Below are 23,795 nucleotides of genomic sequence, written 5' to 3' on the forward strand. Positions count from 1 at the left end.
CAGGGCGGTACTGACCAGGGTGGGACCGATCAGGGTGGGACCGATCAGGGTGGGACCGATCAGGGCGGTACTGACCAGGGCGGGGGACCGATCAGGGCGGGACCGATCAGGGCGGTACTGACCAGGGCGGGACCGATCAGGGCGGTACTGACCAGGGCGGGACCGATCAGGGCGGTACTGACCAGGGCGGGACCGATCAGGGTGGGACCGATCAGGGTGGGACCGATCAGGGCGGTACTGACCAGGGCGGGACCGATCAGGGTGGGACCGATCAGGGTGGGACCGATCAGGGCGGTACTGACCAGGGCGGGACCGATCAGGGCGGCACCGACCAGGGCGGCGCTCCGGCTGACGACGGTGGTGCTGAGCAGCCTGCGGATCAGGGTGGTGCTGAGCAGCCTGCGGATCAGGGTGGTGCTCCTGCCGGTGACCAGGGTGCTGATGTCGGTGCTGGTGCGGATGCGGCTGGTGTTGGTGTGGCCGGCTGAGGTGTGGGGCTGAGCGGTGGGTGAAGGTCTTCTGGGCCTTCACCCACCGCCGTTTCGCGTGGATACGGCAGTAGTGGATACGATTTGGCGAGGTTTCAGGCGCTACCGGGTGGACGGGTGATGGCGACGCGGATCGCGGGCTACGAGGTCCAGGGCGAGATCGGGCGCGGCGGCATGGCCGTCGTCTACCGTGCGACGGATCTGCGCCTGGACCGGACCGTCGCCCTGAAGCTGCTCGCCCCGGAGATGGCCCGCAACGACACCTTCCGCCGCCGCTTCACCCACGAGTCGCGGGTGGCGGCGGCCCTCGACCATCCGCACATCGTGCCGATCTTCGAGGCCGGGGAGACGGAGGGCGTCCTCTACATCGCGATGCGGTACGTGTCGGGCCCGGACCTGCGCGCGCTGCTGGACAAGGAGGGCGTGCTGCCCGTGGACACGGCGCTGCGCGTCGCCGCACAGGTCGCCTCCGCGCTGGACGCGGCGCACGAGCACGACCTGGTGCACCGGGACGTGAAGCCCGGCAACGTCCTGGTGGCGGAGGGCACGGACAGCGAGCACCCCGAGCACGTCTACCTCACGGACTTCGGCCTCACCAAGAAGTCGCTGTCGCTGACGGGGTTCACCACGGTCGGCGAGTTCGTCGGCACGCTGGACTACGTGGCGCCGGAACAGATCTCGGGCCGCCCGGTGGACGGCCGTTGCGACCTCTACAGCCTGGCCTGCGTGGTGTTCGAGATGCTGGCCGGCGGGCCGCCGTTCGTCCGGGACGAGGACATCGCGCTGCTGTGGGCGCACCAGTACGACCAGCCGCCCGCGCTGAGCGAGGTGCGGTCGGGGCTGCCGCCGAGGTTCGACGAGGTGTTCGCCCGGGCGCTCGCCAAGGCCCCCGAGGACCGGTACGGCACCTGCCTGGAGTTCGTGGGCGCGCTGCGGCTCGCCGCGCACGGCGCCGGCCCGGCGGAGGAGCCGGCGCCCGCGGACCGGTCCGCCGACGGCGCCCCCACGGTCGGCCGGGACACCGGCGGCCGTACCCCGCCGCCACCCGCCTGGGCCCGCCCGGTACTGGACCGCTAACCCCTGCCCTGGTGGCCCTCCGTGCCCTTCGCCTCCTGCGTGAGGAACTGCTCGGCCCAGACGGTCTTGCCGGTGGTCGCGTGCCGGGTGCCCCAGCGCCGGGTCAGCTGGCCGACGAGGAGGAGACCGCGGCCGCCCTCGTCGTAGGTGTGGGCCCGCCGCATGTGCGGGGCCGTGTTGCTGGAGTCGAAGACCTCGCAGGTGAGGGTGTGGTCGTCGTGGATGAGCCGGAGCCGGACCGGTGGCCGGCCGTACCGGAAGGCGTTGGTGACCATCTCGCTGACGACGAGTTCGGTGATGAACGCGGCCTCCTCCAGCCGCCAGGCGGTCAGCTGCTGGGTGGCCAGCTTGCGTGCCTCGGCGACGGCGGCGAGGTCGAAGGGCAGCTCCCAGGTGGCGACCCGGTCGGCGTGCAGGGCCCGGGTGCGGGCCACCAGCAGGGCGATGTCGTCGTCGGGGCGGTGGGTGAGCATGGTCGTCAGCACCCGGTCGCAGACGGTGTCCAGGCTCTGCGCGGGGCGGGCGAGCGCGGCGAACATCTTGTCCAGGGCGTCGTCGATGTCGTGGTCGCGGGGTTCGAGCAGGCCGTTGGTGTAGAGGGCGATCAGGCTGCCCTCGGGGAGTTCCGTCTCGTACGACTCGAAGGGCAGCCCGCCCAGGCCCAGCGGGGGTCCGGCCGGGACGTCGAGGAAGCGGACGGCGCCCTCGGTGACCACGGCGGGCGGCGGGTGGCCGGCCCGGGCGACGGTGAAGTGCCGGGTGACGGGGTCGTACACGCCGTACAGGCAGGTCGTGCCGACGCCGCCGGCGGTCTCCTCGGCGTTGTCGGCGCCGGCCTCCTCGGCGGAGAGGTGGATGACCAGGTCGTCGAGGTGGCTGAGGAGTTCGTCGGGCGGCAGGTCGACGTCGGCGAGGGTGCGGACGGCGGTGCGGACCCGGCCCATGGTGGCGGCGGCCCGCATGCCGTGCCCGACGACGTCGCCGACGACGAGTGCGACCCGGGTACCGGAGAGCGGGATCACGTCGAACCAGTCGCCGCCCACCCCGGCCTGGCCGGCCGCGGGCAGATAGCGGGTGGCGATGTCCAGGGCCGCCTGCTCGGGCAGGGTCTGGGGGAGCAGGCTGCGCTGCAGGGTCATCGTGGTGGTGTGCTGCCGCTGGGCGCGTGCCGCGCCGTGGATGCTGGTGGCCGCGCGGGCGGCGAGCTGTTCCGCCAGCCACAGGTCGTCCGCGTCGAACGGCGCGGTCCGCCGGACGCGCCCGAAGAGGGCCACGCCGAACGTGGTGCCGCCCGCCCGGAGCGGCACCGCCAGCAGGGAGTGCGCCCCGCTCTCCCGGATCCACGCGGCGGCCCGCGGATCCTCCCGCGCCCAGCGGGCCACCACCTCGTCGCCGTCCGGGTACACCGCGCCCCGCCCCTCGGCCACACACCGGCCCGAGGGCGACCAGGGCGGGCAGTGCAGCACCTCGCCGGAGGGCTGGGGGAGCGGCGGGCCGTCGGGCGCCGTGCGCACCGCCGCCCGGCGCAGGGCGGGACCGCCGGCCGGCGCGGCGCCTGGCTGCCCCGGGTGGCTCGGCGGCCCCGGCTGTCCGGGACGGCTCGGCTGCCCCGGGCGGGGCGGGGCGTCCAGCAGGTCGACGGCGCAGACGTCGGCGAAGGCGGGGACGGCGACGTCGGCCAGCTCCCGCGCGGTGCGCTGCACGTCGGAGCCGGTGCCGATGCGTACCCCGGCGTCGCTCAGCAGCAGCATCCGCTGTCGTACCAGCCGCTCGGAGGGGTCGGAGTGGGCCGTCAGGGCCACCGCCCGCACCCGTCCGTCCGGGTCCGTCAGCGGCACCAGCCACGCGTGCCACTCGCGCTCCGGGTCGGCCGGGTCCAGGCGGAGGCGGGTCTCCAGCGGCCCGCCGCCGTCCAGGACCCGCCGCATCCTCGTCTCGGCCTCGGCGCTGCCGGGGTAGGGCGCGATGTCCGTCAGCCGCAGTCCCCGCATCGTCCCCTCGGCCAGCGACAGCGCGCGCTGGGTGCCGGCGCTGGCCCGGGCCAGCCGCAGCCGCTCGTCGAAGACGGCGCAGACGCAGGGCGACCGGTCGAAGGCCCAGGCCCCGAGCGCCTGGCCGGACGCGGCCGGGGCCGGGCCGGTCACGGCGGACACCACCAGCCACTCGGCACCGCCCGGCCGCTCGCCGGAGGGCCTGCGGTGGACCAGGACGTCCCGGTCCAGCCGGTGCCCGTCCCGGTGGCGCAGGGCGGCCGTCCCGCTCCACCGCGCCCCGGCGGCGGCCGCCCGCCAGGCGTCCTGGTCCGGTTCGGCGAGCAGCAGGGCCGCCCGGTGCCCGAGGATCTCGGCGGGCGGATAGCCCAGCAGCAGCACGGCCCCGTCGCTCCAGCCGGTCACGACGCCCCGGGCGTCGATCGTGGCCTCGGCGGTGCGGGCCCCCTGGGGGACGGCGTGGGTCTGCGCCGGGTGGCTGGGAGGGGTGGGACGTCGTTCCATCGCCGCTCATCCTTCGCGGAACCTGCACGGCCGGCTCTTCTCCCCAGGATGATCCCGGCCGACACGGAGCACCAATCCGCCCCGGTTCCCGGGTCCGGGCTCCCGGCGCGGCGCTCGTGACAGGCCTGTGACAGTCGGCGGACACCGCCATGACGTCGGCTTGTGAGGGTTTTATAAACGGACAAATCGCCTCAATCGGGCATTGTCATCGTCGGGTATGTGAAGGAACCTCTCATGAGCTTCACCGCAGTCACCCAGCACACCGAGACCGCCGCCGTCGCGCTGGCCCCGCGTGAGCGCGAGACGCTGAAGCACATCGCCGCCGGCTGCACCTATCTGCAGGCGGCCCGGCAGATGGGGCTCTCCCGGCACACGGTCGACGCCTACCTCCGCCGGATCCGCGCCAAGCTCGACATCAACACCACCGCCGAACTCACCCGGCTGGCCATCTCCCTCGGCCTGTGACCCCGCTCCGCCCGACAGATCGGCCGCGCCGTGACAGCGTGGGAACAGCGGCCGACCACGGTGTCCTGGAGGCGGAGATGACGGTGAACGGGCTCGGACTGGTGGTGCACGGCGGACGCGCCGAGGCGGTGGACGCGGCCCGCGCGGTACGGGAGTGGGCCGCCGAGCACGGCGTGCGGTGCACCGACATCGACGTATGGCACGACGGCGGACGGCACCACTCGGGGGAGGAGGTCGAGGCCGCGGGCGACCCCGACCTGATCGTCACCCTCGGCGGGGACGGCACCTTCCTGCGCGGCGCCCGGCTCGCCGCCCGCAACGACGCCCTCGTCCTCGGCGTCGACCTGGGCCGGGTCGGGTTCCTGACCGAGGTGCCGGTCCGCTCGGTGCGGGCGGCACTGGACGCGGTCCGCGAGGACCGGTACACCGTCGACAGCCGGCTGCTGCTGACCATGCGGGCCTCCCGCCGCCTGGAGATGCCGGCCGACATGGAGACGCTGATGCAGTACGGCCGCGGGCCGCTGCTGCCACCGCCCCAGGTCCGCACGGACTGCGAGCAGGGCACCGACTGGGGCGTCCCCCTGCACATCACCGCCGTCAACGACGTCGTCCTGGAGAAACTCTCCCGGGACCGCCAGGTCTCCGTCGGCGTCTACGTCTCCGGCCGGCTGCTCGCCTCCTACTCCGCCGACGCGCTGCTGGTGGCCACCCCGACCGGCTCGACCGCCTACAGCTTCGCCGCCGGCGGCCCCGTCGTCTCGCCCTGCGCGGAGGCGCTCGTCTTCACCCCGGTCGCCCCGCACATGACGTTCAACCGCTCGGTCGTCACGGCCCCGAACGAGGCCGTCGGCCTGCGGGTCCTGGAACGCTCGGGGCAGGCCGCGGTCAGCGTCGACGGCCAGGTGCGGGGCGTCCTGGGACCGGGGGACTGGATCGGCGTGTACGCCGCCCCGGCCCGGCTGCGGGTGGTGCGGCTGGCGTCGATGGACTTCTACGGCCGGCTGCGCGAGCGCATGAACCTCACCGACGCCCCGGCCGCGGTCGCCGACGGCACCCCCGCGCCCCTCTGGTCGCTGACCTCGCCCCCGCCCGGCGACCTCGCCCACCTCTCCTTCCCGCTCCTCGACGACCAGCGCGCCCAGGCGGAGGCGCTGTGCCCCGACCCGGACGACGGTGGTGCCCCCGCGCTGGAGCGTGCCGCCCTCCCGGAGCATGCGCGGGAAGGCGGCCACCGCCCGTGACGACCGGCCGGTCACGCTCCTGACGGGTCGGGCCGGTCGGCGGAGCGCACCGCCGGTATGCCGAGCGCGACCGGCCCGGTCTTGCAGGAGTCGTGGCAGTCCTTCTCCAGGCTGCAGCACAGCGAGCAGATCGCCCCCGAGTGGAAGGGGCAGTTCGCCACGTCCGGCCGCTCGAAGTCGGTCGCGCACACCGTGCAGGTCAGCGTCACCGCCGACGGCAGCCCGTCCGCGCCGAGGAGCGGCTCGGTGAGGTCGTCGACGCGGGCGATGTAGTACTTGCCCTTGGTCAGCACCGCGAACAGCGGCGAGAGCACCATCGCCAGGAACAGCGCGATGAAGGGCGAGTACGCCTTGCCGTACTCCCCGAACGCGTTGAAGTACGCGGCGATCGAGACCGCCGACGCGATCAGCATCGAACCGAAGCCCACCGGGTTGAAGTTGTGCAGATGGGCGCGCTTGAACTCGATGTACGACGGGCTCAGCCCCAGCGGCTTGTTGATGACCAGGTCGGCGACGACCGCGCCGATCCAGGCGATCGCCACGTTGGAGTAGAAGCCCAGCACGGTGTTGAGGAAGCCGAAGACACCACCCTCCATCAGGGCCAGCGCGATGCCGACGTTGAGGAAGATGTAGACGACCCGGCCCGGGTGACGGTGGGTCAGCCGGGAGAAGAAGTTCGACCAGGACAGCGAACCGGAGTACGCGTTCGTCGAGTTGATCTTTATCTGGGAGAGGATCACGAAGAACGTGGCCAGGCCCAGCGCGACCGGCGCCGCGAACGTCTTGAAGCCCGACACGTACTGCTGGATCGGCTCGTTGGCCTTGGCGAGACCCACGCTGCCCGCGATGTAGAAGGCGAGGAAGGCCCCGCCGATCTGCTTGGCCGCGCCGAGCACCACCCAGCCCGGACCGGCGGAGAGCACCGCCGCCCACCACTTCTTTCCGTTCTCCGGCGTCTTGTCCGGCATGAACCGCAGGTAGTCCACCTGCTCACCGATCTGCGCGATCAGCGACAGCGCCACACCGGCGCCCGCGCCGACCCCGAGCATGCTGATGCTCGACCCGGTGGGGGAGTCGCCCGCGAAGTGCGTGAACTCCGAGAACTTGCCCGGCTCCTGGATCGCGATCGACACGAACGGCGCGACCATCAGCACCAGCCACACCGGCTGCGTCCACACCTGCATCTTCGACAGCGCGGTCATCCCGTAGATGACCAGCGGCAGGATGATGAGGGAGCAGATCAGATACCCGACCGCGAGTGGGATGTGCAGGCCCAGCTCCAGGGCCTGCGCCATGATCGAGCCTTCGAGGGCGAAGAAGATGAAGGTGAAGCTGGCGTAGATGACCGAGGTCAGCGTCGAGCCGAGGTAGCCGAAGCCCGCGCCCCGGGTCAACAGGTCCATGTCGATCGAGTACTTGGCCGAGTAGTACGAGATCGGGATACCGGTGAGGAAGATGACCACCGCGGCCGTCAGGATCGCCACCATCGCGCTGGAGAAGCCGTTGGAGATGGCGATGGAGCCGCCGATCGCGAAGTCCGCCAGGTAGGCGATGCCGCCGAGCGCCGTGGTGGCCACGACATAAGGGGTCCAGCGGCGGAAGGACTTCGGCGCGTAGCGCAGCGAGTAGTCCTCCAGGGTGTCGTTCTGCGCCCAGTCGTTGTACGTCCGTTTGCCGTCCGTCCGGCTGTCCGTCCCGCCGTCCGCCACGGCCGGCGGCGCCTCTTTGCCGACGATCTCCGTCACGACTCTGCCCTCTCTCGTCCCCGGTCGTTTGCACGGAAGAGTCGCGGCACGCTGTTTCCCGAACGTTTCACCCGCTTTAAAAGACAAACCTTGATACTTCCCGTGGGAAGTATCCGGCGCCGGCTCAGAGTTGGGCGACGATACGGAAGTCGAAGGCGTCGGCCCGCGCCAGGTACAGCCGCTGGGCCAGATGGTTCCCGCGCAGCCGTACGACACCCCGCGGGCCCTCGTACGACACCGCGTCCCCCAGCGCGCACATCGCCCGCACGTCCAGCGACCGCGCCCGCTCGGCCAGCGCCGCCAGCAGCCGTACCCCCTCGAAGCACGACTCGCCGAGGCTCCCCACCACGGGCGCGTCCACCCCGAACCGGGCCGCGTACCGGGCGCTGAAGTCGAGGCTCTCGGCGGTCGCGAGGGTCTCGAAGAATCCGGCCGCCGCCCAGAGCCCGTCGGTGCCGTCCGCGCCGGTGGCCAGCAGGATGTTCTCGTCCATGTGGGTGCTCAGCCGCAGGCAGCGCTGGTGCAGCCCGTACCCGGCGAACGCCCGGTTGAAGCGGGCCGCGTCCGCGCCGACCAGCAGCATCAGCACCGCGTCCGCCTCGCACCGCTCGACCCGGCGCAGCACCGGGCCGAACTCCTCCGTCCCCAGCGGCACGAACACCTCGTCCCGCACCCGGCCGCCGCAGTCCCGCGCATACCCGCGGGCCGCGCGGGCGGTCACCCGCGGCCAGACGTAGTCGTTGCCCACCGTGCACCAGCGCCGCACCCCGGCCGACTCCGCCAGCACCCGCATCGCGGGCAGCAGTTGGGCGGCGTCGGTCTCACCGGTGAGGAAGACGCCGGGAGTCCGCTCGCCGCCCTCGTACTGCGCGGTGTAGACGTACGGCACCCGGCCCGCGACCCGGGGCAGCAGCGCCTGCCGGACCGCCGAGGTGTGCCAGCCCACCACCCCGTCCACCGCGCCCAGCGAGACCAGCCCCCCGACCTCGGCCGCCACCCGGGCCGGCGGCGCCCCGCCGTCCACCGTGAGAAGCCGGACCTCCCGGCCCAATACCCCGCCCGCGGCGTTGAGTTCCTCCACCGCCAGCCGCGCCGCCGACTCACAGGACGGCCCGAACACACCCGCCGGCCCCTGCAACGGAACAACCAGGGCGACGACCAGCGGCGCACCCGTCGGGTCGCTCGGCGGCGCCGGACGCATCGGGCCACCTCCGTGCGGGCATGGGGAACGCGGATTCCGGTCCCGGGCCCCGGCGCCCTCGCCAAGACTCGTATTCTGCGCGCACAGTAGACCTGACGGAAGGACACCGGCAATGCCGTCCGTACCCTCCTCGCCGGACCTCGCCCATCTCCTCGGCCATGCCGAGCGGCGCATCGTGCAACGGCTGGCCGCGGTGCTCGCCGAGGAGGACTGCGCGGTCGAGGAGTGGCGCGTCCTGTCGCTCGTCGGGGACGGCCGGGGACACCCGATGTCCGAGATCGCCGACCACGCCCTGATGCCGGCGCCCAGCCTGACCAAGCTCGTCGACCGGATGGTCGCCGGCAACCTGGTGCACCGCCGCCCCGACCCCCACGACCGCCGCCGGGTCCTGCTCTACCTCACCGAGCGCGGCCAGGACCTGTACGCCCGCGCCGCCCACCGCGTCCACGCCGACCAGGCCCGGCTGCTCGACGCGCTCGACGACGGGACGGCGCTCGCGCGGCTCCTCCCGCAGCTCACGGCGGCGGCCGGGGCCGAGGCCCGGACGGCGTCTGCGGACCGCCCGGTCCTCACCTAGCCGGACCGCCCAGGCCCGCCCGGCCCCCGCTCCCCGGAGGCGTCACCAGCCCGTGAACAGCAGATGGTTCACCAGCAGCGCCAGCACCGCCTGGGCCGTGAGCCAGACCCGGGGCCGGGGCAGGAAGGCACAGGCCGGGAGCAGCCACATCGCGAACGGGAGCCAGATCCGCTCCGTCTCCGCCTTGCTCATGCCGGACAGGTCGGCGACGAGCAGCGCGAGCAGGGTGGCGGCCACGAGGAAGGCGAGGCGGATCTCCGGGGCGGGCGCGGTGCGGCGGTGGAGCAGAACGGCGCCCGCCCGGCGCAGCCCCGCCGCCGTCGCCAGGCCGGTGATCACCACCGTGCAGGCCAGGTTGGCCCACACCCAGTAGCCGTAGGGCCGGGTCCCGCCCACCCCCTGGTAGTAGCGGGTGACCAGCAGCCGGTACCCCTCCCACCAGTCGAACCCGGCGAGCGTGAACACCAGCGGGACCGCCGCCGCCCCCGCCACCAGCAGCACGAGGACGAGAGGGCGGGCCCGGACCCGGCGCCGGCCGAGCACCAGCACCGCCGCCCCGACCAGCGCGAAGAGCGTCAGGCCGTACGACAGATAGCAGGTCAGCCCGTACAGCAGCCCAGCCCCCGCCGCCCACCCCACGGACCGTCCGCTCACCGCGAGCGCCAGCAGGGCCACCGCCCAGGCGGCGACCGCCGCGAAGTACCCGTCGGCCGAGGCGCCCACCCACACCGCGGCCGGGGCCAGTACCAGGAAGGGCGCGGCCCGCCGGGCGAGCCGCTCGTCGGCCAGCGCCCGCACCGCGACCAGGACGGCGACACAGGCGGACGACCCGACGGTGACGCACCAGGCGCCCGCCCAGCCGCCGCCGTGCAGCCCGATCCGGTCCAGCAGGACGAAGGTGAGGGTGGCGGCCGGCGGATGCCCGGCGATGTGCGCGGGCCAGGGCGCGGGGGAGCCGCTGACGATGTGGTGGGTGAAGTCGCGCAGGGTCGCCGGGATGTCGTGGAACCGGCCGATGACCGTCAGGTACTCGTTCGGACTGGTCAGCCGGCCCGCCACCCCCCGCTGCCAGCCGTCCACCAGCGCCAGCGACCACGTCCAGGCCAGACAGGCGCCCCAGGCCGCGCCGAGCAGCCCGCGCCAGGGCAGCCGTACGGCCAGACGCGGGCCGTACGCCACCACGCCGGCCGCGACCAGCAGGGCGGCCGGGGTGCCCGGGCCCACGTGCGGGTCCCAGTCGGCGAAGAGCGGCGGCCAGTGCACGAACAGGGTGCGGTAGGAGTCCTGGAGGTGCCGGCCGACCAGGACGGCGACGAGCACGAGCAGGGCGGCGGCGAGGACGGCGTACAGATCGGCACGGCCGTCGGGACGGGGAGCGCGGGTCACACCGGAACGCTAGGTCGGCGACCGGGCCGGAGCGTGGATCAAGGGGCTGACGTCAGACTTTCGTCATGGGTCGCCGCCCCGTTCCGGGGGTTGCCCCGGCCTACGGTCGGACCATGCGAGACGACGACCCACGGCTTCCCACCTCACCCGGCTTCTGGCGCAGCCCGCTGCGCGGCACCTGGTTCACCTCGGTGCTCGGCCTCGTGCTGCTCGTCGGCATCACCGTTCTCTTCGTCACGGGACTGCTGTCGTACGCGGCCTACAACCCGAACCTGGCGCCGGTGAACGACCAGACCCCGGACAAGGGCATCCTCGGCTTCTACCTGTTCTCCTGGCCCACGGACCCCTCCTGGCTCTACCGGCTCACCCAGGGCCTGCACGTCACCCTCGGCATCGCCCTGATCCCGGTGCTGCTCGCCAAGCTGTGGTCGGTGGTCCCGAAGCTGTTCACGCTGCCCCCGGCGCGCTCCCTCACGCACGCCCTGGAGCGGATCTCGCTGCTCCTGCTCGTTGGCGGCGGCCTCTTCGAGTTCACCACCGGCGTCCTCAACATCCAGCTCGACTACCTCTTCCCCGGCTCGTTCTACCCCCTGCACTTCTACGGCGCCTGGGTCTTCTTCGCCGCCTTCCTGGCCCACGCGGCCCTGAAGACCCCGGCGGCCGTCCGGGCGGTCCGTCAACGGCGCCGGGACGAGGCCCAGTTGGAGTCACCGCGGCCGGCCGCGCCCACCGTCTCCCGGCGCGGGGCGCTGTGGTTCGTCTCCGGCGCCTCCCTGCTCCTGCTCGTCACCACGGCCGGGCAGAGCATCGGCGGCGCGTTCCGCCGTACCGCCCTGCTCGCCCCGCACGGCGGAGCCGACCCCGGCAGCGGCCCGAACGGCTTCCAGATCAACAAGACGGCCGCCTACGCCGGGATCGACACGCGGGAGACCGGGGCGGACGCATGGCGGCTCGTCGTCACGGGACGCGACGGCCGCACCGTCCGCCTCACCCGCCCGGAACTCCTCCGACTGCCCCTGCACAGCGCCGCGTTGCCCATCGCCTGCGTCGAGGGCTGGTCGACCGCCGACCAGTGGTGGCGCGGGGTACGGCTGCGCGACCTCGCCGCCCTCGTCGGCTATGACGGCGACCCGCCGGACGTACTCGTCGAGTCCCTGCAGCTCCACGGCGCGTTCCGGCGCGCGGCCCTGCGCGCCGACCAGGTCGCCGACCCGCGCTCCCTGCTCGCCCTCCAGGTGAACGGCGAGGACCTGTCCCCCGACCACGGCTACCCGGCCCGCGTGATCGTGCCCGCCGCACCCGGTGTGCTCAACACCAAGTGGGTGGCCCGGATGACCTTCGGAGACCTGTGATGCTCCCCCGCCCCGCCCTCGGCAGCCCCCTCCAACTCCTGCTCCTGGCCTGCTCGTTCGCGCTCGCCGCCTACGCCGGCGTCCGGCTGCTGGCCGGCGACTGGCTGGGCGTGGCGCTGTGGGTGGTGGGGGCGGCCCTGCTGCACGACCTGGTGCTGCTGCCGCTGTACTCGCTGGCCGACCGGGCGCTGGTACGGGGGCTGGGGGCCGCCGGACGCCGGGAGTGGATGCTGTACGTCCGGGTCCCGGCCGCGCTCTCCGCGCTGCTCCTGCTCGTCTGGTTCCCGCTGATCAGCGGGGCGGTGGCCGGGCACTACCGGTCGGCCACCGGCCTGTCCCCGGACGGCTACCTGACCCGCTGGCTGCTGATCACCGCCGTGCTCTTCGGCGGCTCGGCGCTGCTGCTGGCGCGCCGGCTGCGCAGGGCCGCGAAGCGGCGCCCGTCGGCCGCCCACTGACCGGCCGGCTCCCAGCCCCGCGCGTACCGCAGCAGGGCCGGGGTGCCGAGCCGCGCCCACAGGAAGGGGGCGCCGGCCGCGTCATGGGCGTCGCCGGTGAGGTGGACGTCGGCCCGTTCGTCGACGTCCACCGCGGCCGTCTCGGCGATCAACAGCCCACCGGGGGCCAGGAGTTGCGCCGCCCTGCCGAGCAGCGCGCCCGGGTCGCCGCCGATGCCGACATTGCCGTCCATGAGCAGGACGGTGCCCCAGCGGCCCTCACCGGGCAGCGGCTCGAACACCGAGCGGCGCAGCGCCTGGCCGCCGAGCCGCACGGTGTGCTCGACTGCGGCGGTGCTCACATCGATGCCGAGCACGGTACGGCCCCGGAACGCGAGTTCGGTGACGAGCCGCCCGGGGCCGCAGCCGACGTCGAGGACGGCGCCCTCGCAGCGGTCCAGGACCGCCCGGTCGACCGGGTCGGCCCGGGCGCACCAGCGCTCGACCTCCAGGGGCAGCAGCCAGCCGTCGGTCCGCCTCAGGAACAGCGGACCCTGGCCGGCGCGCAGGGCGGCGGCGTACGGGTCGGACGGGTCGGCGCCGGTCCAGGCGACGGCCGGCGGGACGGTCATCGGCGGCCCGTTCCGCTGTGCGCCGCGTACCGGGCGAGCACGGCGGCGAAACGGCCGTGCGGAACGAGGGCGGCGACGGCCGCCGCGTCCGCCGCGGTGTCCACGTCCCGCAGCCGCGGCAGATCCCGCACCCGCAGCCCCGCCGCGACGAGCCGCCGCCGCTGCACGGCCCCCGTCTCCGGCACCGACATCGGCACCCCGCGCAGCAGCGCCGGATCCGGATCGGCCAGCCCCAGCGCCCAGAAACCACCGTCCTCGGCGGGCCCGAAGTACGCGTCGCACTCCGCGAAGTCCACGGTGAGAAGAGCCGTGGTGACCTGCGGGGTGTCCATGCCGATGAGCAGCGTCGGCCCCGAGCAGTCGGCGAAGGCATGCGCCAGCCGCTCGTCCAGCCCCCCGGCACACTGCCGCACGACATCGAACCCCGGCGGCAGCCAGGGGCCGGGGGCGCCCTCCAGGGCCAGGACCCGCCGCGTCGCGGGCGTCTCCGCCACGGTCCACAGAGTGTCGGCGAGCGACGCCTCCGCGAGAGCGGCGGCCTGCTCGGGCGAGAACGGCGGGGTGAGCCGCGTCTTGACCCTGCCGGGGCGGGGTTCCTTGGCGATGACGAGAAGGGTGGTCATGTGGGGTTCCTTGGCTGTGGGGTGGGGACGCTTACCGGTGAAGAGGCGGCGACTGCAAGCGCCCCGTCAGGGGCGCGGGGCTCTGACGATGTGCGGCTCCGCCGCGTGGGCGCGCTCAGCCCCCACCCACCCGCACCCGACCCGGCTCCCGCAGCACCCTGCTCATGTCGCGCACCGCCTGCCATGTGCCGCGCCAGGTGCCCGTCACCTTGGAGGAACCGACGCGCGGCCGGTACGGCACGTCGTGCTCCACCACCCGCCACCCCGCGTCGGCGGCCCGCACCACCATCTGCAGCGGATAACCGCTCCGCCGGTCGTCGAGGTCCAGCGCCAGCAACCCCTCCCGGCGGGCCGCCCGCAGCGGCCCGAGGTCGTGCAGCCGCAGTCCGGTCCGGCGCCGCAGCATCCGCGAGAGCGCCAGGTTCCCGGCCCGGGCATGCGCCGGCCACGCCCCCCGCCCCTGCGGACGCCGCCGCCCCAGCACCAAGTCGGCGTCCCCGTCGGAGACTTCCCGCACGAACGGCACCAGGAGCCCCGGATCCATCGAGGCGTCGCAGTCGCAGAAGCAGACGATGTCGGCGGTGGCCGCGGCCAGCCCCGCATGGCACGCCGCGCCGAAGCCGCGCAGCGCCTCGTGGACGACGGTCGCACCGAGCGCCCGGGCGACGTCCGCCGAGCCGTCGGTGGAGCCGTTGTCGACCACGAGGGCCCGCCAGCCCGCCGGGATCCGGCCGAGCACCCAGGGCAGGGCCGCGGCCTCGTTCAGACAGGGAAGGACTACGTCCACATCCGTCGACGGTGAGGAAGATGAGGTGGTCACGGCTTTCACCCTACGAACGCGAAACCGGCATATCGGGCGTCGGTGCCTTACGAAACGCGGACGTCGGACCCGGGCTCCCCGGCGCCGGGTTTCTTACGAAACGCGGACGTCGCGACCGGCCCCCACCCGCGGGCGCGACACCCGCGACGGCCCGGTGCGAGGGTGGAGGCATGCAGCAGCCGTACGAGCTCACCGCGGACCGGCCCAGCACCGAATCCGCCCGGGTCCTGGTCGTCGACGACGACCCGACCGTCGCCGAGGTCGTCGCCGGGTATCTCGACCGCGCCGGATACCTGGTCGACCACGCCGCCGACGGCCCGACCGCGCTGACCCGCGCCGCCGCCCACTGGCCGGACCTGGTCGTGCTCGACCTGATGCTGCCCGGCATGGACGGCCTGGAGGTCTGCCGGAGACTGCGCGACCGCGCCCCCGTCCCGGTGATCATGCTGACCGCGCGCGGCGACGAGGACGACCGGATCCTCGGCCTGGAGGTCGGCGCCGACGACTACGTCACCAAGCCCTTCAGCCCCCGGGAACTCGTCCTCCGGGTGGAGTCGGTACTGCGCCGCAGCCGCCCCGCGCCCGCCGCGCACGCCCTGTCCACCGCCGGGCTCACCCTCGACCCCGGCGCCCGCCGCGCCACCAAGGACGGCGTCGAACTCGCCCTCACCCTGCGCGAGTTCGACCTCCTCGCCTTCTTCCTGCGGCACCCGGGGCAGGCGTACGGCAGGGAGGACCTGATGCGCGCCGTGTGGGGCTGGGACTTCGGCGACCTGTCCACCGTCACGGTCCATGTCCGCCGGCTGCGCGCCAAGGTCGAGGACGACCCGGCCCGGCCGAGCCTCATCCAGACGGTGTGGGGCGTCGGCTACCGCTTCGAACCGACCGGACAGGGGCCGCGGGATTCAGCGGCAGAAGGGGAAGGGGCGGCCTGACATGCGCGACACCCTCCTCATCGCCCTGTACGCCTTCGCCGGGGCGGCCGGCACGGGCCTGCTGGGGGCGGCCGTGCTGCGCCTGCTGCGGCGCCGTTCGCTGACCGCGTCCGTCGCCGTGGTCGCGTCCGTCGGCGTGGTCGCGATGCTCGCCGGCACCCTCGCCGTGGCCTGGGCGATGTTCCTCTCCTCGCACGACCTGTCGGTGGTGACGACGGTCGTCGCGATGGCGGCCGCGGTGTCGCTGGCGACCGCGCTGATACTGGGCCGCTGGGTCGCCGCACGCAGCCGTGAACTCGTCCTCGCGGCACGCTCGTTCGGCGAGGACGGCGACTTCGCCGCCCCCGTGACCCCGGCCACCGCCGAACTCGCCGAGGTGAGCCGCGAGCTGGCCGCCACCAGCGCGAAGCTGGCCGAGTCCCGGGAACGGGAGCGCGCGCTGGAGGCCTCGCGCCGGGAACTCGTCGCCTGGATCTCGCACGACCTGCGCACCCCGCTCGCCGGGCTGCGCGCCATGTCGGAGGCGCTGGAGGACGGTGTCGCCACCGACCCCGACCGCTACCTCAAGCAGATCCGCACCGAGGTCGAGCGCCTCAACGACATGGTCGGCGACCTCTTCGAACTCTCCCGCATCCACGCCGGGACGCTCGCCCTCAGCCCGAGCCGGATGTCGCTGTACGACCTCGTCGGCGACGCCCTCGCGGGCGCCGACCCGCTCGCGCGCGAGCACGGCGTACGGCTGGTCGGCGACCGGGTGGAGCCGGTGCCGGTCGAGGTGGACGGCAAGGAGATGAGCCGGGTGCTGGGCAACCTGCTGGTGAACGCCATCCGCCGGACACCCCCCGACGGTACGGTCGCCGTCGCCGCCGAGCGCGGCCCCGAGGGGGTCGTGGTGTCCGTCACGGACGGCTGCGGCGGCATCCCCGAGGAGGACCTGCCCCGGGTCTTCGACACCGGCTGGCGCGGCAGCCACGCGCGGACCCCACCCGCCGGCGCGGGACTCGGCCTCGCCATCGTGCGCGGGATCGTCGAGGCCCACCAGGGCCACGCCACCGTGCACAACATCCCCGGCGGCTGCCGCTTCGAGGTCACCCTGCCGACGGCGCCCTGACTCATCGCGCGTCCGCGAAAGCCGCGCGTCCGCGAAAGCCGCGCGTCCGCGAAAGCCGCGCGTCCGCGAAAGCCGCGCGTCCGCGAAGGCTCATTCCGAGCCCGCGAACTCCCGCATCCCCTCCGCGAACCCGACCTCGGCCTTCCAGCCCAGCTCGGCCCGCAGCCGTGAGGAGTCGGCCGTGATGTGCCGTACGTCGCCGAGCCGGTACTCCCCGGTGACCACCGGTGTCGGGCCGCCGTGGGCCTGCGCCAGCGCGCGGGCCATCTCCCCGACGGTGTGCGGCTCGCCGCTGCCGGTGTTGTACGCGGTGAGCACACCCGGGGCCGCGTCCGCCTCCAGCGCCACCGCGTTGGCCGCGGCCACGTCCCGGACGTGCACGAAGTCCCGGCGCTGCCGCCCGTCCTCGTACACCCGCGGTGCCTCCCCGCGGGCCAGCGCCGAGCGGAAGAAGGAGGCCACGCCCGCGTAGGGGGTGTCGCGGGGCATCCGGGGGCCGTACACGTTGTGGTAGCGCAGCGACACCGCCGAGCCGCCCGTCGACCGGGCCCAGGCGGCGGCCAGATGCTCCTGGGCCAGCTTGGTCGTGGCGTACACGTTGCGCGGATCGACGGGCGCGTCCTCGCCGACCAGTCCGGGCGTCAACTCGGCGCCGCACACCGGGCAGTTCGGCTCGAACCGCCCGGCGTCCAGATCGGCGGCCGCGCGCGGCCCGGGCCGTACGACACCGTGCCGCGGGCATGCGTACCGGCCCTCTCCGTACACGACCATCGAGCCGGCCAGCACCAGGTGCCGTACCCCCGCCCCCGCCATCCCGGAGAGCAGCACGGCCGTACCGAGATCGTTGCGGGAGACGTACTCGGCGGCGTCCGCGAACCCGACGCCGAGGCCGACCATCGCGGCCTGGTGGCAGACGGCGTCCACGCCCGCGAGCGCCCGCCCCACCGCCACCGGGCTGCGCACATCGGCGCCCGGGTCGTCCCGCACGTCGAACACGACCGTCTCGTGCCCGCGCGCCGCCAGCGCCTCGACGACATGGGACCCGATGAACCCGGCGCCGCCGGTGACCAGTACACGCATACGGCCACGCTAGGCCCGCACGGGCGCCGGACCACGTGCCCACACCCGTACGTCACGACTCCGTAAGACGATCCCGTTCCCTTCCCCCGTGGGTCGTTGAATTCGGCGCGGCCGACGCCGGTGCATGATGGCGGCCGGAGATCCGGATTTCCCGTCGTACACGAAACGCCTGCGAAAGAGAGACAGGAATGTATTCGCGCTTCGTACGGAGATGGTCCGTGACCGGGTCCGCCCTCGCCGTACTCGCTCTGGCGCCGGGTTGCAGCACCCTGACGGAGAGCGACCTGCATGTCCACGCGTCGCCCGCGCGTTCGTCGCCCGCGTCGCCGTCGCCCTCGTCCTCCGGGACGACCCCGGTCTCCCCGTCACCGGCGCTCACCGGCCCCGCCGCCGCCGACCTGCGGGATCCGGCGGAGGTGGCGAGCGTGGACGGGCTGCTGAAGACGCGGATCGTCGTCGAGCGGAAGAAGGTCGACCTCGCCGGCCGGCGGCTCTGGGCGCTGACCTACAACGGTCAGTACATGCCGCCCACGCTGCGGCTGAGGCCGGGGGACCGCATGGACGTCGAGTTCGAGAACCGGCTGGACCAGCACACCAATCTGCACGTCCACGGAATGCATGTCTCGCCGTCCGGGAATTCGGACAACGTCTTTCTGAGTATCGCCCCCGGCAAGACGTTCCACTATGCCTACCGATTCCCGAAGAACCTCGCCCCCGGCACCTACTGGTACCACCCGCACCCCGACATGGACTCCGCGGCACAGACCGCCGGGGGCATGTCCGGCATCATCGTCGTGGACGGGCTGGAGCGGTACCTGCCGTCCGGGCTGCGGCATCTCACCGAACACGTGATCGCGCTCAAGGACTTCCAGATCGTCCGCGACCGGATCAAGACGCAGAACCTGAAGATGGGGGCGCCGACCACCCGCACCGTCGACGGGCAGCTCAACCCGAGGATCACGATCCGGCCCGGTGAGACCCAGCTGTGGCGGCTGGCGAACATCGGCGCCAACATCTTCTACAAGGTGGCCCTGAAGGGACAGAAGTTCCACGTCGTCGCCCAGGACGGCTTCCCGGTCAACACGGTCTACCAGGCCGACTCGCTCATCATTCCGGCCGGTGCGCGCTACGACGTGCTCGTGCAGGGCGGTCCCCCGGGAACGCGGCTCCTGGAGACCCTGCCGTACAACACGGGCAAGGCCGGCAACCAGTTCCCGCAGGCGACCCTCGCCACCGTGCGCTCCACCGGCGAGCCGATGACCGCCCAGCCCCTGCCGACCGCCTTCGCCCCGGCCCAGGACCTGGCCGGGGCCCGGGTCGCCGCCCGGAAGACGATCACGTACACCGAGAACAAGGCGGGCACCAAGTTCTACGTCAACGGCAAGCGGTTCGACATGCATCGCATCGACTTCCGGTCCCGGCTCGGCACCGTCGAGGAGTGGAACCTCCGCAACGACACCGACGAGGTCCACTCCTTCCATCTGCACACCGACGACTTCCAGGTGATGAGTATCAACGGCAGACCGCAGCGGAACTACGGCTTCCAGGACACCGTCGACATCCCGCAGCGGGGCCGGATGGTGATCCGGGTCCGGTTCGCGGACTTCGCGGGCCGGACCGTGCTCCACTGCCATGTCCTCAACCACGAGGACCTGGGCATGATGTCGGTGCTCCAGATCGACAAGTAGCCACCGGGCCGCCAAGCGGAACCTAGGTCCAAGTGCCGAGAAGGGTTCGGACCGTGGGCGGGTCCCGGCCGCGGATCGGGTCACTAGCGTGGCCGACGGCCGGCGACGACGTACCCGAGGAGCCCCATGCCCGCCAGCGGCTACACGTACCTCTGCGAGTTCGACGTACTGAAGGAGGGCGTGCCCCGACGGTTCGAGGCGGAGGGCGTGCCCGTCTCCCTGGTCCTTCGAGGGCGGGAGCTGTTCGCCATCCACGACGTGTGCTCGCACAGCGCGGTCTCGCTCTCCGAGGGCGAGGTCGACGGCTGCACGGTCGAGTGCTGGCTGCACGGCTCCCGGTTCGACCTGCGTACCGGGCGCCCGCTCGATCCGCCGGCCACCCGTCCCGTCCCCGTGTATCCGGTGCGGGTGGCGGACGGACGGGTGTACGCCCGCCTGGCACCGCCGAGCGCGGGATGACCCGGCCACCGGACGACCCGGCGGAGGAGCGGGCGGACGCCGCCCGCAACCGTGCCCGGCTGCTGGCGGCGGCCGCCCGGCTGGTGGCCGACCGGGGGGCCGGGAACGTGACCATGGACGCGGTCGCCCACGAGGCCGGCGTGGGCAAGGGCACGCTCTTCCGCCGGTTCGGCGACCGGTACGGACTGCTGCTGGCACTGGTCGACGACGTCGAGGCGGACTTCCACGAGGCGTACACCTCCGGGCCCCCGCCGCTCGGGCCGGGCGCACCGCCCGGCGACCGGCTGACCGCGTTCGGCTGCGCCCTGATCGAACGCGTCGCCGACGCCACCGACCTGGGCCCCGCGCTCGGCCGCCAGGTCCCCTGCGACCGCCGCCACACCTCGCCCTACGGCCGTCTCTTCCACGCCCATGTCTCGGCCCTCCTGCGCGAGGCGGGAGTCCAGGCCGACCACGACCTGCTCGCCCACGCCATGCTCGCCTTCGTGAACCTGGAAACCCAGGACTACCTGCGCGAGGAGCCCCACGTCAGCACCGAGCGCCTGCGGAACACCTGGACGGACCTGGTACGCCGGGTGACCGCCCCTCAGCCGGGGTGACGGGCGTCCTCCGCCGCCAGGACCGGAGGCGCGGCGGGAGCGGTGGCGCCGAGCTCGGCGCTCTGCAGTGCCGTGACGCGCTCGATGACGAGCCCCATCAGCACGGCCGCCGCGACCATGAGCGCCTCCGTCACCACCAGGCAGGCCATCGATTCCGGGGCCACCCGGCTCGCCACCGACAGCACCAGGGCGTGTGCGATCCAGGCCACCCACCACGCGTTCACCAGCGCCGTGTCCCGCTTCACCGCCCACGACGCGGAGCTCGCGCGCCCGATGTCGAGGAGGAACCGGCGCGGGACAAGGAGGTTGACCACCGGCACGAACCACGCGCCGATCGTCCAGCCCCGCCCCGGGAGCGCGGCCCCGGGCGACAGCTCCTGGGCGGTGCGCCGGGACCGGGCGAGCCACACGAGGAACAGCACGATCGCGAGCGTCATCAGATACAGGAAGACCATGGAGACGAAGCCCGACCTCTGTAGGGATCCGTCCGAGGGACGCAGGGAGTGATCCCGCAGAGCCACCGCGCGGAACACGTCCGCCACGGCGGCCACGGCGATCGCCGCCTGCGCGGAACGGGCGAGGATCCGGGGAGCCCGGCGGGTGGCGGTCGTCATCGTCAGCGGCCTGTCTCGGGGAGTACGCGGACCCGGCGGACGCCGGGGCGGAGCGATCATGGGGCGAGGCGATCATAGGGTCTGACCGCCGTACGCGCGTACGAAATTCGGCCCCTCGGCCACGGGCGGACCCGGCCGATCGCCTCAGGACGACCGCGTGGCCGTCCGCCCCACCCCGACCTGCCCCTCCGCGACCGCGAGCACCGCCGCGGCGAGGTCCTCGGGAGACCGGCCCGTGCCGGTGTCGAGGTGGTCCAGCCGCAGCCGTGCGACCGTGTCGAGCATCATCGTCTGGTAGCGCAGCGTACGGGCGAGGAACCTGTCGACCGGGGGCCGCTCCCGCGCGGGCATCCGGTCGTAGTCACAGCCCGCGTGCATCCGCGCGCTCAGGACGCCCTCGTCGGCGGTGAGCCACACGGCCGCCGTGTGCGGTACGGCGAGCCGCACGACGCTCGCCGGCCACAGCGCCGACCCCTCCAGCACCAGACCCGCCGTGTCCGGTTCCGCGCGGGCATGGGCCGTGACCAGTTCCTCGATCCGGGGCCACAGCCGCTCGTAGTGGCCGAGCACCGAGTCGATGAGTTCGTCGACCGTGTGCGACCGGTAGTGCTCGTCGACGTGCGGCGGCACCTGCCACTCCGGTGTCGGCCACGGCCTGCCCGGGTGCCGCGCCAGCCCGTCCGTGGACCGACAGCCGAACCCGAGCCGGTCCGCGAGCGCCCGCGCCACTGTCGACTTGCCGGTGTGCGAGGTGCCGCCGATCAACACCACTTTCAGGCTGTCCATGAGGGGGACGCTACGGGACGGAGGCCCACGGCGCGTCGAGGCTTCCGTCCTTCAAGGCCTCCAGGCTTCAAGGACGGGAGCCGACAGGGGAGTTCGGCGGTCCGGACGTGTCGTGGGAAAGCTGCTCGAATGCGTCTCCTCACGCGTGTGCCTAGGCTGGAAGGCGGTCGGATTCCTCATCGGATTCCTCATCGAGCAGGCGTGGGCGAGGAGGCTGAGTGCGATGGCGAAAGTGCTCTTCATCGTGAGCGGGGCGACGTATTGGGTCCTCAAGGACGGCACGAGATACGCGACCGGCTACTGGGCCGAGGAATTCGCGATGCCGTACAAGAAGATCACGGAGGCCGGCCATGACGTCGTCGTCGCGACGCCGGGCGGTGTGACCCCGAACGTCGACATGATGAGCCTGCGCCCGTCGATGGCGGGCGGCGAGGAGGGCGCCCTCGAACTGGAGGCCATCATCCGTTCCGCCGAGGTGATGCGGCGGCCTCTCAAGCTGTCCGACGTCCGGCTGGAGGACTACGACGCGGTGTACCTGCCCGGCGGCCACGGACCGATGGCGGACCTGGCCTTCGACGCCGACGTCGGCCGGCTGCTGACGGCACAGCTCGCCTCCGGCAAGCCGCTCGCCATCGTCTGCCACGCCCCCGCCGCGATCCTGGCCACCAGGATCCACGGTGAGTCGCCCTTCGACGGCTACCGGATCACCTGCTTCACCGACGAGGAGGAGGCAGCCGTCGGTCTGGCCCCCAGGGCACCGTGGCTGCTGGAGACCGAGCTGAAGGAGAAGGTCGGCATCGACTTCAGCCGCGGGCCGATCTGGGAGCCGTACATGGTCGAGGACCGCAACCTCATCACCGGTCAGAACCCGCACTCCTCCGGGGTCCTCGCGGACCGGCTGCTCGTACTGCTCAAGTGAGCGCACAGCCCGCGTCGCGCACCGGTGAACGGTCAGTACCGGGCGCCGACCGCGGTCGGGAGGGCGTCGAGGTCGGCGAGGTCGGCCGGGGTGAGCAGGAGGTCCGCACCGCCCGCGTTGTCGGCGAGGTACTTCGGGGTCTTGGTGCCGGGGATGGGCACGACGTGCTGCCCCTGGGCGACGAGCCACGCCAGGGCGACCTGGGCGGGAGTCGCGCCGACGCGGTCGGCGACATCACGGACCTTCGCCACGATGGCGAGGTTGGCCCGCAGGTTGTCCTGCTGGAAGCGCGGCAGCCGCCGCCGCTGGTCGTTTGGCGGCAGGTCGTCGAAGGAGGCGAAGCGGCCCAGGAGGAAGCCGCGGCCCAGCGGCGAGAACGGCAGGAAGCCGATGCCGTGCCGTTCGCAGTACGGCAGGACCTCGGCCCGTACGTCGCGGGTCCACAGCGAGAACTCGGACTGGACGGTGGTGACGGGGTGCACGGCCCCGGCCCGCCGGATCTGCTCGACGCCGACCTCGGACAGGCCCAGGTAGCGGGCCTTGCCGGCGGTGACGGCCGCTGCCATCGCACCCCAGGTCTCCTCCAGCGGGACCTCAGGGTCGACCCGGTGGAGCTGGTAGAGGTCGATGTGGTCGGTACCGAGGCGGCGCAGGCTGGCGTCGATGGCGGTGCGGACGTGTTCGGGTCGGCCGTTGGGCCTGACCAGCGGGGAACCGCCGGGGCCGCCGGTGGGGTCGACGGCCTCCAGACCGACCTTGGTGGCGATCACCGCACGCTCGCGCCGGTCGGCCAGCGCCCGGCCGAGGAGTTCCTCGTTGGTGTGGGGGCCGTAGACATCGGCGGTGTCGATCAACGTCATGCCCAGGTCGAGGGCCTGGTGGAGGACGGAGACGGAGGTGGCTTCGTCGCGTGGGGCGGCCATGTCGTAGGCGAAGCTCATTCCCATGGCGCCCAGGCCGATGACGCCGACTTCCGGTCCATGGGTGCCGAGGGTGGTGGTGCGCATGTGTGCTGCCTTCGTGTCGATGGGGGGAGGGAGCGACCGTCGGCTAGCCGACCGGTCG

24 protein-coding genes are annotated in these 23,795 nt (G+C 73.2%); 13 read left to right on the top strand and 11 right to left on the bottom strand.

All coding sequences use genetic code 11. The annotated features are described in order from the left end of the window. Nucleotides 1-276: 276 nt before the first annotated feature. Nucleotides 277-501: a hypothetical protein gene (locus ACIPSJ_RS50690; protein WP_401356989.1), complete on the top strand. Its 225-nt coding sequence runs from the start codon at nt 277-279 to the stop codon at nt 499-501. Between the two features lie 107 nt (nt 502-608). Beyond that, nucleotides 609-1,565: a serine/threonine-protein kinase gene (locus tag ACIPSJ_RS50695; protein ID WP_359219223.1), complete on the top strand. Its 957-nt coding sequence runs from the start codon at nt 609-611 to the stop codon at nt 1,563-1,565. Here ACIPSJ_RS50695 and ACIPSJ_RS50700 read toward each other — a convergent pair. Continuing rightward, nucleotides 1,562-4,060: a SpoIIE family protein phosphatase gene (locus ACIPSJ_RS50700; protein WP_401356991.1), complete on the bottom strand. Its 2,499-nt coding sequence runs from the start codon at nt 4,058-4,060 to the stop codon at nt 1,562-1,564. The genes ACIPSJ_RS50695 and ACIPSJ_RS50700 overlap by 4 nt on opposite strands. A gap of 234 nt (nt 4,061-4,294) precedes the next feature. On the opposite strand from ACIPSJ_RS50700, the gene ACIPSJ_RS50705 reads away from it, so the two are divergent. Both ACIPSJ_RS50705 and ACIPSJ_RS50710 read left to right on the top strand, forming a co-directional pair. Next, nucleotides 4,295-4,525, top strand: a complete 231-nt coding sequence (locus ACIPSJ_RS50705; protein WP_355707499.1) for a helix-turn-helix transcriptional regulator — start codon at nt 4,295-4,297, stop codon at nt 4,523-4,525. A gap of 77 nt (nt 4,526-4,602) precedes the next feature. Then, nucleotides 4,603-5,766, top strand: coding sequence for an NAD(+)/NADH kinase (locus ACIPSJ_RS50710; RefSeq protein ID WP_401357192.1), 1,164 nt, complete (start codon nt 4,603-4,605; stop codon nt 5,764-5,766). Nucleotides 5,767-5,777: 11 nt separating this feature from the next. Here the strand turns inward: ACIPSJ_RS50710 and ACIPSJ_RS50715 are convergent, their stop codons facing one another. Both ACIPSJ_RS50715 and ACIPSJ_RS50720 read right to left on the bottom strand, forming a co-directional pair. Next, a complete protein-coding gene (locus ACIPSJ_RS50715; protein WP_401356995.1) occupies nt 5,778-7,511 on the bottom strand; it encodes a purine-cytosine permease family protein in 1,734 nt (577 codons plus the stop codon). A 124-nt stretch (nt 7,512-7,635) separates the two neighbouring features. Then, nucleotides 7,636-8,712 (bottom strand): substrate-binding domain-containing protein, encoded by a 1,077-nt coding sequence (locus ACIPSJ_RS50720; protein WP_401356998.1) that lies wholly within the window; start codon nt 8,710-8,712, stop codon nt 7,636-7,638. A gap of 112 nt (nt 8,713-8,824) precedes the next feature. On the opposite strand from ACIPSJ_RS50720, the gene ACIPSJ_RS50725 reads away from it, so the two are divergent. Then, nucleotides 8,825-9,289 carry a MarR family winged helix-turn-helix transcriptional regulator gene (locus ACIPSJ_RS50725; protein WP_401357001.1) on the top strand — a complete coding sequence of 155 codons (465 nt, stop codon included), beginning with the start codon at nt 8,825-8,827 and terminating at the stop codon, nt 9,287-9,289. A gap of 42 nt (nt 9,290-9,331) precedes the next feature. Here the strand turns inward: ACIPSJ_RS50725 and ACIPSJ_RS50730 are convergent, their stop codons facing one another. Continuing rightward, nucleotides 9,332-10,675 carry a hypothetical protein gene (locus tag ACIPSJ_RS50730; protein WP_401357004.1) on the bottom strand — a complete coding sequence of 448 codons (1,344 nt, stop codon included), beginning with the start codon at nt 10,673-10,675 and terminating at the stop codon, nt 9,332-9,334. Nucleotides 10,676-10,788: 113 nt separating this feature from the next. Between ACIPSJ_RS50730 and ACIPSJ_RS50735 the strand changes: the two genes are divergently transcribed. Next, nucleotides 10,789-12,027 (top strand): molybdopterin-dependent oxidoreductase, encoded by a 1,239-nt coding sequence (locus ACIPSJ_RS50735; protein ID WP_401357006.1) that lies wholly within the window; start codon nt 10,789-10,791, stop codon nt 12,025-12,027. Beyond that, nucleotides 12,027-12,485, top strand: a complete 459-nt coding sequence (locus tag ACIPSJ_RS50740; RefSeq protein ID WP_401357009.1) for a hypothetical protein — start codon at nt 12,027-12,029, stop codon at nt 12,483-12,485. The genes ACIPSJ_RS50735 and ACIPSJ_RS50740 overlap by 1 nt, the downstream gene beginning before the upstream one ends. On the opposite strand, the gene ACIPSJ_RS50745 is transcribed toward ACIPSJ_RS50740, so the two are convergent. The 3 genes from ACIPSJ_RS50745 to ACIPSJ_RS50755 all read right to left on the bottom strand — a co-directional run bounded on the left by ACIPSJ_RS50745 (nt 12,374) and on the right by ACIPSJ_RS50755 (nt 14,548). Further along, complete coding sequence (locus ACIPSJ_RS50745) at nt 12,374-13,096, bottom strand: class I SAM-dependent methyltransferase (protein ID WP_401357011.1); 723 nt, start codon at nt 13,094-13,096, stop codon at nt 12,374-12,376. The two genes, ACIPSJ_RS50740 and ACIPSJ_RS50745, sit on opposite strands and share 112 nt — an antisense overlap. Beyond that, entirely contained in the window at nt 13,093-13,719 is a 627-nt protein-coding gene (locus ACIPSJ_RS50750; RefSeq protein ID WP_401357013.1) for a DUF2064 domain-containing protein, read from the bottom strand. The genes ACIPSJ_RS50745 and ACIPSJ_RS50750 overlap by 4 nt, the downstream gene beginning before the upstream one ends. 115 nt (nt 13,720-13,834) lie before the next feature. Beyond that, nucleotides 13,835-14,548, bottom strand: coding sequence for a glycosyltransferase family 2 protein (locus tag ACIPSJ_RS50755; protein WP_401357016.1), 714 nt, complete (start codon nt 14,546-14,548; stop codon nt 13,835-13,837). 161 nt (nt 14,549-14,709) lie between these two features. On the opposite strand from ACIPSJ_RS50755, the gene ACIPSJ_RS50760 reads away from it, so the two are divergent. Together ACIPSJ_RS50760 and ACIPSJ_RS50765 are read left to right on the top strand one after the other, a co-directional pair. Continuing rightward, on the top strand, nt 14,710-15,474 hold the full coding sequence (locus ACIPSJ_RS50760; protein ID WP_359219244.1) for a response regulator transcription factor: 765 nt from the start codon (nt 14,710-14,712) through the stop codon (nt 15,472-15,474). A 1-nt stretch (nt 15,475) separates the two neighbouring features. After that, nucleotides 15,476-16,585, top strand: coding sequence for a HAMP domain-containing sensor histidine kinase (locus ACIPSJ_RS50765; protein ID WP_359219246.1), 1,110 nt, complete (start codon nt 15,476-15,478; stop codon nt 16,583-16,585). Nucleotides 16,586-16,675: 90 nt separating this feature from the next. Here ACIPSJ_RS50765 and ACIPSJ_RS50770 read toward each other — a convergent pair whose 3' ends face one another. Continuing rightward, the gene (locus tag ACIPSJ_RS50770; RefSeq protein ID WP_401357019.1) at nt 16,676-17,665 is read right to left on the bottom strand and encodes an NAD-dependent epimerase/dehydratase family protein; all 990 of its coding nucleotides are present in this window, start codon (nt 17,663-17,665) and stop codon (nt 16,676-16,678) included. Between the two features lie 218 nt (nt 17,666-17,883). Between ACIPSJ_RS50770 and ACIPSJ_RS50775 the strand changes: the two genes are divergently transcribed. The 3 genes from ACIPSJ_RS50775 to ACIPSJ_RS50785 all read left to right on the top strand — a co-directional run bounded on the left by ACIPSJ_RS50775 (nt 17,884) and on the right by ACIPSJ_RS50785 (nt 20,411). Beyond that, on the top strand, nt 17,884-19,353 hold the full coding sequence (locus ACIPSJ_RS50775) for a multicopper oxidase family protein (protein WP_359219250.1): 1,470 nt from the start codon (nt 17,884-17,886) through the stop codon (nt 19,351-19,353). 126 nt (nt 19,354-19,479) lie between these two features. Further along, complete coding sequence (locus ACIPSJ_RS50780; protein WP_359219252.1) at nt 19,480-19,812, top strand: non-heme iron oxygenase ferredoxin subunit; 333 nt, start codon at nt 19,480-19,482, stop codon at nt 19,810-19,812. Beyond that, a complete protein-coding gene (locus tag ACIPSJ_RS50785; protein ID WP_401357023.1) occupies nt 19,809-20,411 on the top strand; it encodes a TetR/AcrR family transcriptional regulator in 603 nt (200 codons plus the stop codon). The genes ACIPSJ_RS50780 and ACIPSJ_RS50785 overlap by 4 nt, the downstream gene beginning before the upstream one ends. Here the strand turns inward: ACIPSJ_RS50785 and ACIPSJ_RS50790 are convergent. Together ACIPSJ_RS50790 and ACIPSJ_RS50795 are read right to left on the bottom strand one after the other, a co-directional pair. Next, the gene (locus ACIPSJ_RS50790; protein WP_401357026.1) at nt 20,399-21,025 is read right to left on the bottom strand and encodes a DUF4328 domain-containing protein; all 627 of its coding nucleotides are present in this window, start codon (nt 21,023-21,025) and stop codon (nt 20,399-20,401) included. The two genes, ACIPSJ_RS50785 and ACIPSJ_RS50790, sit on opposite strands and share 13 nt — an antisense overlap. A gap of 144 nt (nt 21,026-21,169) precedes the next feature. Beyond that, nucleotides 21,170-21,811 carry an AAA family ATPase gene (locus ACIPSJ_RS50795; RefSeq protein ID WP_359225769.1) on the bottom strand — a complete coding sequence of 214 codons (642 nt, stop codon included), beginning with the start codon at nt 21,809-21,811 and terminating at the stop codon, nt 21,170-21,172. Nucleotides 21,812-22,034: 223 nt separating this feature from the next. Between ACIPSJ_RS50795 and ACIPSJ_RS50800 the strand changes: the two genes are divergently transcribed. Further along, on the top strand, nt 22,035-22,730 hold the full coding sequence (locus ACIPSJ_RS50800; RefSeq protein ID WP_359225772.1) for a type 1 glutamine amidotransferase domain-containing protein: 696 nt from the start codon (nt 22,035-22,037) through the stop codon (nt 22,728-22,730). A 32-nt stretch (nt 22,731-22,762) separates the two neighbouring features. Here ACIPSJ_RS50800 and ACIPSJ_RS50805 read toward each other — a convergent pair whose 3' ends face one another. Then, nucleotides 22,763-23,737 (bottom strand): aldo/keto reductase, encoded by a 975-nt coding sequence (locus tag ACIPSJ_RS50805; RefSeq protein WP_401357029.1) that lies wholly within the window; start codon nt 23,735-23,737, stop codon nt 22,763-22,765. Nucleotides 23,738-23,795: the final 58 nt, after the last annotated feature.

It is taken from the genome of Streptomyces sp. NPDC090088, assembly GCF_044747345.1.
In the GTDB taxonomy this organism is placed as follows: domain Bacteria; phylum Actinomycetota; class Actinomycetes; order Streptomycetales; family Streptomycetaceae; genus Streptomyces.